Origin of the sequence: Deminuibacter soli (assembly GCF_003412455.1) — a bacterium.
Taxonomy (GTDB): Bacteria; Bacteroidota; Bacteroidia; order Chitinophagales; family Chitinophagaceae; genus Deminuibacter; species Deminuibacter soli.
This window is the reverse complement of record NZ_QTJU01000008.1, coordinates 81,998-95,757: the sequence shown is the minus strand read 5'-3', so window position 1 is coordinate 95,757 and position 13,760 is coordinate 81,998. Positions and strand designations below refer to the sequence as shown.

Sequence of the window (13,760 nt, the reverse complement as noted above, 5' to 3'; positions counted from 1 at the left end):
ATTGATTTTGCAAGGCGAATGTACGAATCTATACAGGTTTTAGTTAAAAAAGTATCTGTTTTTGAATACTGGCCCTATTTGCAGATCCTTATAATCAATGGATTTAGCAACAACGGAATTTGAAAATATTTATTGTGCATGTTTTTTGATATAAAATTTGTTAAAAAAGTATTAGTTCTGAGTGGTTACTGGTCGTTAGCTTTGGCCGACTAAAAAAATCTGACTTATGCAACGATTGTGTGTTCTTGCCCGTTTGCTTGTATGCGTACTGTTTTTTCTACCGCTCTCGCTGATGGCCCAGGACAGAACTGTTAAAGGAACTGTACTGGATGAAAAGGGGCAGCCGCTTTCCGGGGCTGCGATTCTCGTAAAAGGTTCTTCCCGCGGCGCAACAACAGACAGCGCCGGTAATTTTACCATATCGGTTCATGGTTCGCCTGTGCTGGTTATTTCTTATGTAGGTATGGCCAACAAAGAAGTAACCGTTGGCGGCGACAACCGCATCAATGTAACCATGGGTGCTGAAAAAGCCAGTCTTGATGAAGTGGTGGTGGTAGGTTATGGCACCTCACGCAAAAAAGATTTAACCGGTGCGGTTGCATCTGTTAAGTCTCAGCAATTAACACAGGTGGCAACACCAGACGCTGTGCAGGCTATACAAGGCCGTGTGTCAGGTGTGCAGGTAGTTGCCAACAGTGGCGAACCTGGTTCCGGCTCACGTATACGCATCCGCGGTATCGGTTCTGTAAACGGCAGCAATCCCATTTATGTGGTAGATGGCTATCAAACCAATGATATCAGCTACCTCGCTCCCGGTGATATTGAAAACATGGACATCCTGAAAGATGCCTCTGCTTCTGCTATCTATGGTGCAAGGGGTGCCAATGGTGTAGTGGTAGTAACTACAAAAAAAGGACGCTCCGGCCCGGTAAAATTCTCTTTTGATGGTTATACCGGTTTGCAAACACCCAGGCGTAAACTTAAAATGACGAATGCTTCGCAATACGCTACACTGGTAGAGGAAGCCTACAGCAATGATGGTGTGCCTGTGCCAACTTCTTTCAAACAGGAACTGGATGACGCGCTTGCCGGCAAATATGGTAATGGTACCAACTGGCAGGATGAAGTATTCCAGAATGGGCTGATGCAGAACTATTCACTGGGTTTAGCCGGTGGTAATGATATCAACCGTTTCCGTTTAAGCGGTACGTATTTTTCACAGGATGGCATTATCAAAAATACCGGTCTTAAAAAATACTTCTTCAACTTCAATGATGATATTACGGTAAACAAATGGCTGCGCGGTGGTTTTAACGTAGCATTCAGTCATGCAGATAAAACTTATTACAATGGTGATCTGTACGCAGGTATTCTGCCCAACGCATTAAGTGCAGAGCCGCTGGCTCCTGTGCGTGACCCGCTTACCGGCAACTGGGGAAGGGCTACTTTATCGTATGCCAATAACCCTGCACGTGTGGTGGATGAAATTAAGGGCAACAGGGGATACAATTCTGCGCTGGTAGCCAATGTATGGGCTGAAGCAAAGATCCTGAAAGGCTTATCGTTCCGTACACAGTTTGGTGCAACCTACAACAATACCCACAACACCACTTATTTACCGCAATTTAAAATCGACAACGTAGAACAGCGCTCACAAAGCTCGCTGTACGATTACCGCGGTGAAGAAACCAGCTGGCTGTGGAGCAACTATTTTACCTACAACCAAACATTTGGTGCGCACAACCTGTCTGTGCTGGCTGGTGCCGAGTTGCAGAACCTGAATCACGAAGAGCTGGCTATTATCGCTTACAATGTACCGGCAGATACCAAGCTGCAGTACATTACCAATGCCCAGTCTAATACATATACCATTAACCCCAATGGTGTTACCTTCCCGTATTTCTCCAACGGTTTACAGTCATTCTTCGGCAGGTTAAACTACAGCTATGCCAGCAAATACCTGTTTACTGCAACAGTGAGAAGGGATGCTTCTTCCAAATTCCTGGGTAACAACCGGTCGGGTGTATTTCCCTCTTTTGCAGGTTCATGGGTAGTAAGCGAAGAAGGTTTTATGAAACACAACCGCGTTATCAGCTTATTGAAGCTGCGCGCAGGCTGGGGTGAAGTAGGTAACGAACAATCATCCAACGCCTATCCGTACATTACCGGTATTGGCGGTAATAACAATTACACGTTCAACAACACTTCGGTTCCCGGTTTTGCTCCCATTACCTATGGCAACAGCAACCTGAAATGGGAAACAAGCGAACAGTCAAATGCCGGTGTTGATATCGGTTTCCTGAACAACAAACTCACTGTGTCTGCCGATTATTTCAACCGCACCACCAACGATATGATTCTGCCTGTGCCTACACCGGTTTACTCAGGTGCACCTGCTGCCCCGTTAATGAATACCGGCACCATGCAGAACAAAGGTGTTGAGTTTGCCATCAGCTATTCAGGTGGTAAAGCATTCAAATATACGGTGGGCGCCAACTTTACGTACGTGAGCAACAAAATCACGAGCCTGGGTAAAGGCAGCGTGATCAATGGTGCCAGCACTGGCAAACTGGGTAACCTGAGCGAACAGCAGGATGGGCTGCCCTTCCCTTCTTACCTGGGTTTAAAAACAGATGGCATTTTCCATACACAGGCTGAGCTGGATGCGTATAAAAACAAAGAAGGCAACGCTATTCAGCCCAACGCGCAGGTGGGTGATGTGAAATTTGTAGATGCCAATGGCGACGGTACCATCAGTGCAGATGACCGCGTAGTGCTGGGCAATCCCAATCCCAAATACCAGTTTGGTTTCAACGCAGATTTCTCTTACAAGAATTTCGATCTGCACATGTTCTTCCAGGGTGTGCAGGGCAATAAGTTAGTCAATGCATTAATCTATAATACCCGTGCTGTTAGCAATGGCTCCAGCAGCTGGAACAATTTTGAAACAGTTCGCCTCGACCGCTGGACACCCACTAACACCAATACCAACGAACCACGCATGACGGTGAAAGATCCGAACGCCAGCCTGCAGCAGTTCTCTGACAGGTACGTGGAAAACGGCAGCTACCTGCGTATGAAAAATATACAGCTGGGGTATACGCTTCCTAAAAAAGTAATCAGCAACTGGGGCCTCAACAGCCTGCGTTTCTACCTGTCTGTTGATAACCTGTTTACCATTACCAAATACCAGGGCTTTGATCCGGAAGTTACCGGTTACTACAGCGATCCGATGTTTACCGGTATTGATGTAGGCGGTTATCCCCAGGCCCGTACTTATCGCGTAGGTGTTAATCTTGGTTTCTAATTCTAATTCTTTACAATAACTTATTCAGCTATATGAAATCTATCAGTTATTTATCCGGAGCAATAGGAGCGGCGCTGGCCCTGGCTGCCTGTAACAAACAGGTGCTGGACAAAAATCCACTGGGCACGCAAACGCCCGACGTTTATTATAGTGATTCGGCACAGGCTATTTTAGGTATTAATGGGATATACGATGCTACTTCATGGGAAGAAGGTCCCAATGCAGGCAGCAATGTGGAGTGGATGTTTGGTGATATCCTCAGTAACGATGCAGAGAAAGGCAGCACACAGGGCGATTTTAACCAGATACAGCTGATGAAGGAATGGCGCGCCAACCCGGCCGATAACCCGGGCAGGGATGCTTACAACAATATGTACCAGGCTATTTTCAGGGCCAATACAGCAATCGCCAACCTGCAGGGTGCAACCTGGAATTCACCTTTAAAAACACGACTGATTGGTGAATCAAGATTCCTGCGCGGATATGCTTACTTCTACCTGTTGCGCATGTTTGGTGGCGTAACGGTGGTAACAACGCCATTGGCTACCGACCAGTTTGGTCAGCTGCAGCGCAGCAGCTTTGCGGCAACCTGCCAGCAGATTGAGCAGGACTTGAAATATGCTGATAGCGTGCTGCCCGTTAAAAGTGCCTATGCTGCAGAAGATATGGGCCGTGCTACCAAAGGTGCAGCCGAATCTTTCCTGGCAAGGGTTTATATGTACCAGCTGGGTACCGACAATACCAACGCTCACACCTGGCAGCAGGTGTACGATATTACCAATACCGTTATGCAATCTGGCCAGTACAACCTGTTGCAGAACTATGCACAGATACAGGAACTGGAAGGAGAGAACGGTGTGGAATCTATTTACGAACTGCAGTATTCAGAATCACAGAACGAATGGGGACCCGGTAAAGTGGGCACTACCAGCAACGTATTCCAGAATACGCGTTCTACCTGGGGCTGGGGCTTCAATAACCCTACACAAAGCCTGGTGGATGAATTTGAACCAAATGATCCGCGTAAAGCCTGTACCGTGTATGGCAATGGTGATATCGCCTGCGGCATCAAACAAATCATCAACAAAGGTGATGACAACTTTACCGGTTATATGAACCGCAAAGCTGCCATCGTAAAACCGGCTGCTACCAAGGCTTCTGGCCAGAACATCCGTAAAATGCGCTATGCAGATATTCTGCTGATGCATGCAGAAGCTGCTGCGCATATCGGCAGGGAACAGGAAGCGCGTGATTATGTAAACCAGGTTCGCGCAAGAGCCCGCTTGTCAACTTTGCCAAAAGGTTCTTTGCTGAACGATGCAAGTACCTATGCAAATGCCAATACACCCGCAGGCACATTGCCCGATATTGACGGGTCTGTTGCCGGCACCGATTTGCTGAAAGCCATCTGGCACGAGCGCCGTGTAGAACTGGGTATGGAAGCATTACATTTCTGGGATATGATACGCACGGGTACGTACATCAGCTCTTTGCCTGACGACATTAAAGCTGCCTGTAACAAACACCTGCTGCCAGGTAATACAGTGAACCCTATCCCGGTACTGCCTATCCCGCTTACGGAAGTGCAGGCCTGGAAGCTCGCTCAAAATCCCGGCTATTAATATATTATTACTGGCACCTGCCCTTTTCTTCGCCGGAAAGGGCAGGTGTCTTATTTTTCGTATATTATCACACCATGTCGTTTAGTTAAGCAGCTTCTTTGCGCTCTTTGCGGGTTTTCTCTTTGCGAACTTTGCGTTAAAAAATGATCAACGCTTAACTGAACGACATTGTATTATCACACACTAATTATTTGCCAGATGCGCCACGTGAAAAAAGCTGTTCTGTGTGCCCTGTTGCTCGGCACTACCTGTGTAGGTATAGCGCAGCAGGATAAAAAGGCCACGAAAGAAACTGTTCATTTATACCATAATCTTTTTAAGCTCGAAAAGAAGGGCGTTATGTTCGGCCACCAGGATGCACTGGCTTATGGTGCTACCTGGAAATACCAGCCGGGCCGTAGTGACGTGAAAGATATAACGGGCGATTATCCCGCCGTGTATGGTTGGGAACTGGGTCACCTCGAACAAGGCGCCAACGTAAACCTCGATACGGTTCCGTTTGATAAAATGCGCGGCTTCATCCACGATGGCTACGAACGCGGCGGTGTAATTACCATTAGCTGGCATGGCAACAATCCCATCAACAACAAATCTGCATGGGATGTTACGCCCGGCGGCGTGAAGGCTGTATTACCTGGCGGTGCAAAACACGATATGTTCATCGGCTGGCTCAATCATATTGCTGATTTCCTGCTGAGCCTGAAGGGCGATAAGGGAGAAGCGATTCCTGTATTGTTTCGCCCGTACCACGAACTAACCGGCAACTGGTTCTGGTGGGGTAAAAATATTTGCACACCGGAAGAATACAAAGCCCTGTTCCGTTTTACCGTGCATTACCTGCGCGATGTAAGAAATGTGCACAACCTGTTGTATGTATACAATACCAGCCAGTTTAAAACAGCATCCGATTTTCTCGAAAGATATCCCGGTGATGATGTGGTAGATGTGCTGAGCTTTGATGCCTACCAGTCTAAAAATCCTGCTGTAGACAGCAGCTTCACCAAAGACGTGCATGATAACCTCGTTATACTTACCAGCCTGGCGGCACAGAAACACAAACTCACAGCATTGGCAGAAGTGGGTTACGAAAACATTCCTTATGCCGGCTGGTGGACGGGCGTATTACTGAAAGCCATTGACAAGCTGCCTGTTTCTTACCTGCTGGCATGGCGAAATGCCGGTTATATCGGCAACTCCACCACACTGTCTCATTTTGTTCCATACGATAAGACACAGGTGTCCGGGGCAGACTTCATCCGTTTTTACGAAGCCCCGAATACACTGTTTGAAAAAGAGGTAGCAAAGGAAAAACTGTACGCTAAATAGCCTTACTGATGAAATTACAATTGATTGATGTTGCCATTATTGTGCTGTACCTGGTATCCATGCTGGTAATTGGGTGGACGTTGCGCAAGAAGGCCCGTGCAAACAAGGAGAATTACCTGCTTGGCGGCAAATCCCTGCCCTGGTATATGCTCGGTTTAAGTGATGCCTCTGATATGTTTGATATTTCAGGCACCATGTGGATGGTAAGCCTGTGTTTTGTATACGGCATGAAAAGCATCTGGATTCCCTGGCTATGGCCGGTGTTTAACCAGGTGTTTATGATGATGTACCTCTCCCGCTGGCTCAGGCGATCCAATGCCACTACCGGCGCTGAATGGCTGGCCACGCGTTTTGGCACTTCAGGCAAAGGAGTTAAGGCTTCACACAATGTAGTGGTGGCTTTTGCCTTACTAAGTTGCCTTGGTTTTATGGCCTATGGTTTTGTGGGCCTCGGTAAGTTTGTGGAGATATTTATTCCATGGGATGTAGTGCAGCCGTATATCCCCTTTCATGTAAAACCGGAATATGTGCCGCATTTTTACGGCATCATCTTTACGCTGTTCGCTACATTCTACTCTGTACTTGGCGGTATGCACAGTATTGTACTGGGCGATGTGATCAAGTATGTGATTATGTCTGTAGCCTGTATCAGCATCGGTGTTATTGCCATGATCCATTTAAAAGGCCGCCCGCTGGATGTGCCTGCAGGCTGGACCAATCCATTCTTCGGCTGGAAACTGGATCTGCACTGGAATGGTATAGCCGAAGCGGCAAATAAAAAGATCAAAGACGATGGGTTCTCCCTGTTCGGCATCTTTTTTATGATGATGCTGTTCAAAGGCATCTTCGCAAGCCTTGCAGGTCCTGCACCCAACTACGATATGCAGAAAGTGCTGAGTACACGCTCACCGCAGGAAGCCAGTAAAATGAGTGGTTTTGTATCCATTATCCTGCTGCCTATCCGTTATGCCATGGTAATTGGTTTAACCGTGCTGGCCTTGCTGTATTTCCGCGATATACAGGGCGATCTCTCAACAACCGGGGGTACCGATTTTGAAAAAATACTCCCTGCCACTATTAACCGTTTTCTGCCGGTAGGGTTGGTAGGGCTTGTACTCACCGGTTTGCTCGGTGCCTTCATGGGTACATTCTCCGGAACGCTGAATGCAGCACAGGCTTACCTCGTAAATGATATTTACCTCAAGTATGTAAACCCCGCCGCTTCTACCAAAAAAATTATCTCCATGAACTACCTCGCCGGGTTGGTGGTGGTAGTGGTAGGCATTGTGCTGGGTTTGTTTGTGAAAGATGTAAACACCGTGCTGCAGTGGATTGTATCTGGCCTGTACGGCGGCTATGTTGCCAGCAACATGCTTAAATGGCATTGGTGGCGCTTTAATGCAAATGGTTTTTTCTGGGGCATGCTGGCAGGCATTATCCCGGCTATTGCACTTGCTGTGCTGAAATCGTTTGGCATATTGCAGGGGCTTGATCTGTATTACTGGCCTGTGTTGTTTGTGCTTTCATTGGGTGCTTCAATTATCGGCAGTTACGCCACACCGCCTACCGAAGAGTACACACTGAAGCAGTTCTATAAAACCGTACGCCCCTGGGGCTTCTGGAAACCGGTACATGCTATGGTAGTTGCTGAAGATCCTTCCTTTGTGGGTAACAAGAACTTCAGGGTAAACATGCTCAACATTGCACTGGGCATTATCGGTCAGCTGTGCTTAACCATTCTGCCCATGTACCTGGTGCTGTGGCTGCAAACCCCTTTAATTATTACCGTTATTATTCTCGTTATTATCATCGCTATTCTCAAACGTACCTGGTGGAACAGGTTAAACGAATATTAATCATCACAACACTAAAAAATACCAGCCATGTCTCACATATTTGATGCACGTTTACAATTGCTGAAGAAGGAGCACGAAACATTGCTCAGCCGCGCTAACCTGCCAGAAACCAACGGCAATGGCATTTTCAGCAGGTATCAATATCCTGTACTCACTGCCGCCCATACGCCGCTGTTCTGGCGGTACGACCTGAACCGCCAAACCAATCCTTTTCTCATGGAGCGTTTTGGCATCAATGCAACGTTTAATGCCGGCGCTATTAAATGGCAGGGCAAATACCTGCTGGCAGTGCGTGTAGAGGGTATGGACAGAAAATCATTCTTTGCCATTGCGGAAAGTCCCAACGGGGTTGATAATTTCCGTTTCTGGGATTATCCCATCGATATGCCCGGCACTGCCGAAAATGATGTAAACATCTATGATATGCGCTTAACCGCACATGAAGACGGATGGGTGTATGGCGTGTTCTGCACAGAACGCAAAGATCCTGCGGCCCCTGCAGGCGACCAGTCTGCTGCGATTGCACAATGCGGTATTGCCCGCACCAAAGACCTGGTGAAATGGGAACGCCTGGCTGATTTAACAACCAACTCTCCCCAGCAACGCAACGTAGTACTGCACCCCGAATTTGTAGAAGGTAAATACGCATTTTATACACGCCCGCAGGATAGCTTCATTGAAGCAGGCAAAGGCGGTGGCATTGGTTTTGGCTTAAGCGAATCTATTACCCATGCCGTGGTAAATGAAGAAATAGTGATTGATCCCAAACGTTACCATACCGTGTATGAAGCCAAAAATGGCCAGGGCCCCGCACCCATTAAAACCCCCAAAGGCTGGCTGCACCTGGCACATGGCGTACGCAATACCGCAGCAGGATTGCGTTATACGTTGTATATGTTTATGACGGATTTAAATGATTTGACCAAAGTAACACACAAGCCCGCCGGTTATTTTATTGCCCCTGAGGGCGAAGAAAGAGTGGGCGATGTGTCGAATGTGGCTTTTGCCAATGGCTGGATTGCTGATGAAGATGGCAAGGTATTTATTTATTATGCCTCTTCAGATACACGCATGCATGTGGCAGTAAGCACCATTGAACAGCTGACAGATTATGTTACCAATACAGCGCCGGATGCCTTTTATTCAGGTGGATCTGTGAAAACACTGAACGCAATTATCAGCAAAAACAAATCATTGCAATAGCAGCATGAAAGTAGCAGATTATAGCCTGGAAACGGCAAAGGAACTGGAAGCCATACTGGGTTACTGGATGCAGTATACGGTAGATGAAACCAATGGTGGTTTCTATGGTAAAGTGAACAACGACAATGTGCCCGCCCCCCGGGCCCCCAAGGGTTCGGTGTTGAACAGCCGCATACTGTGGTCGTTCAGCGCAGGGTACAACAAAACCCGCGACAGCCGTTACCTCGATATGGCACACCGTGCTTTCCGTTATATTGTTGAGCATTTTATTGACAGGGAATACGGCGGCGTTTACTGGAGTGTGGATTATACCGGCGCGCCGCTGAGCGACAGGAAGCAGGTGTATGGCCTCGCATTTTGCATTTACGGCTTAACTGAATATTACAAAGCCTGTAACAGTGACGAAGCGCTGCAACTGGCCATTGCGCTGTATCGCACCATTGAGGCGCATAGCTACGATCCGGAGCGCAGGGGTTATTACGAAGCATTTGCACGCAACTGGCAGCCGCTTGATGACTTGCGTTTGAGCGATAAAGATGCCAACGAGCAAAAAACCATGAATACCCACCTGCATGTGATTGAAGCCTATGCCAATTTGTTCCTGGTATGGCCTGATAGCCTGCTGCAGCAGCAGCTCATTAAACTGCTGGAGGTGTTTGATGAATATATGATCGATGCAAAGAATGGCCACCTGGTGTTGTTCTTTGATGAGCACTGGCAACGCCGTTCCGGTATGTTCTCTTATGGTCATGATATTGAAGCCGCCTGGCTGCTGCAATGGGTAGCTGAAGTGCTGGCCGATAAAAATTGGATAGCCCGGATGAAAGAAAATGCACTGCGCATCACCAATGCAGCGATGGAAGGGCTGGATAAAGACGGTGGTTTATGGTATGAATATGAAAACGGCCATCTTATCCAGCAGAAACATTCCTGGCCGCAGGCAGAAGCCATGATCGGCTTTCTGAATGCCTGGCAGGTAAGCGGTGAGCAGCGGTACTTTGATTTGTCGGTACAAAGCTGGCGCTTTATTCAGCAGCATATTAAAGACAATGCAAAAGGAGAATGGTTCTGGGGCGTAAACGCAGATTATACGGTAATGCAAGGTCAGGATAAAGCCGGCTTCTGGAAATGTCCTTACCACAGCAGCCGTGCCATGCTGGAAGTGATGCACCGGCTGGATAATGTTGCAACTGGCTAACTGTTGATCCAGGCTGCCTGGGCGTTGTAAACACATTGCAGGTTGCTGCAAAATAAAAGGGCGTAAGTACCCGGTTACTTACGCCCTTCTTTATAATGATGATATTTATTTTCCGAATGCAGCGATATTACTTCCGAAGATTTTTACAGCTATGGCCAGCAGTATTACACCGAAAAACTTACGCACTGCAGTAAGTCCGCCCGCACCCAGCGCACGTTCTATCGTGGTGAGCGATTTAAGCGTAATGTATACAATCACGAGGTTAATCAGTATGCCCAGTATAATGTTCAGTTCATCATAGTTTGCCTTGAGCGACATAATGGTGGTTAAACTGCCGCTGCCTGCAATAATGGGAAATGCAATGGGTACCAGGGTTCCGGCTTTATTGTCTGCCTCGCCCTTGAATATTTCGTGCCCCAGCACCATCTCCAACCCCAGTAAAAAGATAACGATAGAACCACCTACCGCGAAAGAGCGTACATCCAGCCCCAGTATATTCAGGAACTGCTGTCCTAAAAACAGGAAACCGATCATCAGTGCGCCGGAAATTAAAGTCGCGTTCAATGCGCTGATATCGCCCATTTTCTTTTTGAGAGAAAGCAGTAACGGCACAGAGCCTACGATGTCAATAATCGCAAATAGGGTAAAGGTAACAGTCAGGAAATGGCTGAAATTAAAATGCATGGGTGTGCCTGTTTACACAAAGATACCGAACGTATGCAGATTTTCATACTTGGTAACAATGCCGTTTAGTTAAGCAACCTCTTTGCGTGTTTTCTCTTTGTGACCTTCGGTTAAAAATGGATGAATGCTACTAAACGGCATTGACCTGGTAATCACGAACCATACACCGCTAAAAGCCCGATGGTTTATGTGTTTCCCGGTGTTCAGGCGCAATATTGTGCAGTATTTCCCAATTGAATTGGCCATCATTTTCTGTGATACGTACAACACAACCATAGTGGATGGAAAAAGCGCCGAACGAATCTTTCAACGGCGTTTGGGTAATATGTGCAAGTATGCTGCGCAAAACACCGCCATGGGTAACCAGTGCAGCTGGTTTGCCAGCAGCCGCTACAGCACTGAAAAGTCGCACCACCCGGTTATACAACTGCACATAGTTTTCGCCACCGGGTATGCAGTGGTTTACAAAATCATCCATCCAGGGTTGCAGTACAGCACGCGGAATGGCATCCCATTGCTGCAGTTCCCATTCGCCGCAGTTGATTTCCTTAAGCTCGTCGGTATAAGCAATTGCTTTTTCCGGGAACAAGGCACCGGCCAGTTTGCTGCAGCGTTGCAGCGGGCTGCTGTACACAGTTTCAATGACTGCAGGAATATGAGGCTGCATGGCAGCAGCTTCTTCAGCAAACGATGCAGTCACGTCAATATCCGCCTGCCCGTAACAAATGCCGCGGGCTACATCAGGGGTAGTGTGTCTTATCAAATATATTTCCATACCAGAATGCAACTTAAGTAAAATACCACTTCAGCTACCTGTTGCGTGGCGCCGAGGCAGTCGCCGGTATAACCGCCTATCCATTTATTAAAATACCTGCCCAGCCACATGCGCGCAATAATCACAGGTACTACTGCCACAAGCATTTTCAGTGGCAGCAATGCCAGCGGCAATAAGCCGGTCACCAGGGCAATCACCAGCTCATGTGCATGCAAACGCCTGTCCGCAAGGGGCTTTGATTTGCTTTGGTCTGCATCCGTAACATAAGTGTATTGCTGCATAATGCTTACCGCACTCAGCCTGCTGCCTGCATGGGCTGCAATCAGCAGCAACGGGAAGCTGAACTTGGGCAGCATGCCGGCCAGTGTGATCAATGCGGCAAACTTAACGGCGAGTATGGAGAGTAGCCCGGTAACACCATAAGTGCCCAGGCGACTGTCTTTCATAATCAGCAGTATCTTTTCTTTTGTCCATCCCCCGCCAAATGCATCGCATACATCGGCAAAACCATCTTCATGAAAAGCACCGGTGGTAAGTATGCCGGCCACCATCATTAATAATAAACTGATGGTAGGCGGAAATACATAACTCGCACCCAGCCATACAATAGCATTAATACTGCCTACTACCCAACCAACCAGCGGGAAATAGCGGGCAGACTTCTGCAGCATATCACTGCCGTGGCCAATATTGCGCGGCACAGGAATACGCGTAAAAAACATCAGTGCCGTAAAAAAAATATCGAGTTGCTTTTTCATGATGTGGCGGTAGATACCCGGGCTGATTCAAAACTGGCCATTTCGTTTACAAAAGCTACAGCTGCCCGCAGCAAAGGTACGGCCAATGCGGCACCTGTGCCCTCGCCCAGCCGTAATCCCAGCTGCAGCAGCGGCGTGGCTTTTAGCCATTGCAGCAATTGTGCATGGCCCTTTTCGCCGCTGGTATGGGCAAATACACAGTATTGTTGTACTTCGGGTTGCATTTGCAGGGCGGCAAGCAGGGCCGTGGTGGCAATAAAGCCATCTACCACAATCACCATTTTTTGTGCAGCAGCTTCCAGGTAGGCACCTGTCATCATGGCTATTTCAAAACCGCCGAATGCCTGCAATACCTGCTGCGGTGTTTGCAGGTTGTTTTGGTGTATCGTATAAGCCTGTTGCAGGGTGGCCAGTTTTTGCTGCAGTTGGGCATCGCTGGCGCCTGTTCCGCGGCCTGTGCAGGCTTCAAGCGGCAGTTGGGTAAATGCATGCATCAGCAATGCTGCCGACGAAGTGTTGCTGATACCCATTTCACCAAAGCCAATACAGTTACAGCCTGTGGCTGCAATGCCGGCAACAATCGCTTTGCCTTTTTCCAGTGCCTGTTGCAGTTCAGCTGCAGTCATGGCCGGTTGCTGCAGGTAATTGGCAGTGCCCTTGTTTATTTTGGCCTGTATAAAATCAGGATGTTGTATGTTATCGAAATCAGCGTTTACACCGGCATCCACCACTTTTAATGCTACCTGGTTAAGTTTGCAGAACACATTAATCGCCGCCCCGCCATTTAGATAGTTCAGCACCATCTGCGCCGTAACAGCTTGTGGGTAGGGATTTACAAGTCCTGTCAGGGCAATGCCATGGTCACCGGCAAACACTACAATATGCGGCTGCGTAATGGCCGGCTGCAGCGTTTGCTGTATGGTGCCTATTTGCAGGGCAATGGACTCCAGCTGGCCCAATGAGCCAAGCGGTTTGGTGGTATGGTCAATTTTGTGTTGCAGCTGTTGTTGCAGTGTTTGCATAAAATGTTG

10 protein-coding genes are annotated in these 13,760 nt (G+C 47.9%); 6 read left to right on the top strand and 4 right to left on the bottom strand.

Annotated elements, in window-relative coordinates:
• The first annotated feature begins 226 nt into the window (after window positions 1-226).
• The 6 genes from DXN05_RS18790 to DXN05_RS18765 all read left to right on the top strand — a co-directional run bounded on the left by DXN05_RS18790 (window position 227) and on the right by DXN05_RS18765 (window position 10,512).
• The gene (locus DXN05_RS18790) at window positions 227-3,307 is read left to right on the top strand and encodes a SusC/RagA family TonB-linked outer membrane protein (RefSeq protein ID WP_116848828.1); all 3,081 of its coding nucleotides are present in this window, start codon (window positions 227-229) and stop codon (window positions 3,305-3,307) included.
• 32 nt (window positions 3,308-3,339) lie between these two features.
• Complete coding sequence (locus DXN05_RS18785) at window positions 3,340-4,929, top strand: RagB/SusD family nutrient uptake outer membrane protein (protein WP_116848827.1); 1,590 nt, start codon at window positions 3,340-3,342, stop codon at window positions 4,927-4,929.
• A gap of 207 nt (window positions 4,930-5,136) precedes the next feature.
• Entirely contained in the window at window positions 5,137-6,255 is a 1,119-nt protein-coding gene (locus tag DXN05_RS18780) for a glycoside hydrolase family 26 protein (protein WP_245975246.1), read from the top strand.
• A gap of 8 nt (window positions 6,256-6,263) precedes the next feature.
• Window positions 6,264-8,111, top strand: a complete 1,848-nt coding sequence (locus tag DXN05_RS18775) for a sodium:solute symporter family protein (RefSeq protein WP_116848825.1) — start codon at window positions 6,264-6,266, stop codon at window positions 8,109-8,111.
• Between the two features lie 27 nt (window positions 8,112-8,138).
• Window positions 8,139-9,314 carry a glycoside hydrolase family 130 protein gene (locus DXN05_RS18770; RefSeq protein WP_116848824.1) on the top strand — a complete coding sequence of 392 codons (1,176 nt, stop codon included), beginning with the start codon at window positions 8,139-8,141 and terminating at the stop codon, window positions 9,312-9,314.
• Between the two features lie 4 nt (window positions 9,315-9,318).
• Window positions 9,319-10,512, top strand: coding sequence for an AGE family epimerase/isomerase (locus tag DXN05_RS18765; RefSeq protein WP_116848823.1), 1,194 nt, complete (start codon window positions 9,319-9,321; stop codon window positions 10,510-10,512).
• A gap of 105 nt (window positions 10,513-10,617) precedes the next feature.
• Here the strand turns inward: DXN05_RS18765 and DXN05_RS18760 are convergent, their stop codons facing one another.
• From DXN05_RS18760 to cobT, 4 genes are all read right to left on the bottom strand, one after another.
• Window positions 10,618-11,196, bottom strand: coding sequence for a MarC family protein (locus DXN05_RS18760; protein ID WP_116848822.1), 579 nt, complete (start codon window positions 11,194-11,196; stop codon window positions 10,618-10,620).
• Between the two features lie 169 nt (window positions 11,197-11,365).
• Complete coding sequence (cobC, locus tag DXN05_RS18755; protein ID WP_116848821.1) at window positions 11,366-11,971, bottom strand: alpha-ribazole phosphatase; 606 nt, start codon at window positions 11,969-11,971, stop codon at window positions 11,366-11,368.
• Window positions 11,956-12,729 (bottom strand): adenosylcobinamide-GDP ribazoletransferase, encoded by a 774-nt coding sequence (locus DXN05_RS18750; RefSeq protein WP_116848820.1) that lies wholly within the window; start codon window positions 12,727-12,729, stop codon window positions 11,956-11,958. The genes cobC and DXN05_RS18750 overlap by 16 nt, the downstream gene beginning before the upstream one ends.
• Window positions 12,726-13,751, bottom strand: coding sequence for a nicotinate-nucleotide--dimethylbenzimidazole phosphoribosyltransferase (gene cobT, locus DXN05_RS18745; protein ID WP_116848819.1), 1,026 nt, complete (start codon window positions 13,749-13,751; stop codon window positions 12,726-12,728). Before cobT ends, DXN05_RS18750 begins: the two co-directional genes overlap by 4 nt.
• Between the last annotated feature and the right edge of the window lie 9 nt (window positions 13,752-13,760).

Coding starts and splice junctions, on each gene's coding strand:
- DXN05_RS18785 (WP_116848827.1), top strand. CDS start 3,340: ATGAAATCTATCAGTTATTTATCCGGAGCAATAGGAGCGGCGCTGGCC.
- DXN05_RS18760 (WP_116848822.1), bottom strand. CDS start 11,196: ATGCATTTTAATTTCAGCCATTTCCTGACTGTTACCTTTACCCTATTT.
- DXN05_RS18770 (WP_116848824.1), top strand. CDS start 8,139: ATGTCTCACATATTTGATGCACGTTTACAATTGCTGAAGAAGGAGCAC.
- DXN05_RS18775 (WP_116848825.1), top strand. CDS start 6,264: ATGAAATTACAATTGATTGATGTTGCCATTATTGTGCTGTACCTGGTA.
- cobC (WP_116848821.1), bottom strand. CDS start 11,971: ATGGAAATATATTTGATAAGACACACTACCCCTGATGTAGCCCGCGGC.
- DXN05_RS18790 (WP_116848828.1), top strand. CDS start 227: ATGCAACGATTGTGTGTTCTTGCCCGTTTGCTTGTATGCGTACTGTTT.
- DXN05_RS18765 (WP_116848823.1), top strand. CDS start 9,319: ATGAAAGTAGCAGATTATAGCCTGGAAACGGCAAAGGAACTGGAAGCC.
- cobT (WP_116848819.1), bottom strand. CDS start 13,751: ATGCAAACACTGCAACAACAGCTGCAACACAAAATTGACCATACCACC.
- DXN05_RS18750 (WP_116848820.1), bottom strand. CDS start 12,729: ATGAAAAAGCAACTCGATATTTTTTTTACGGCACTGATGTTTTTTACG.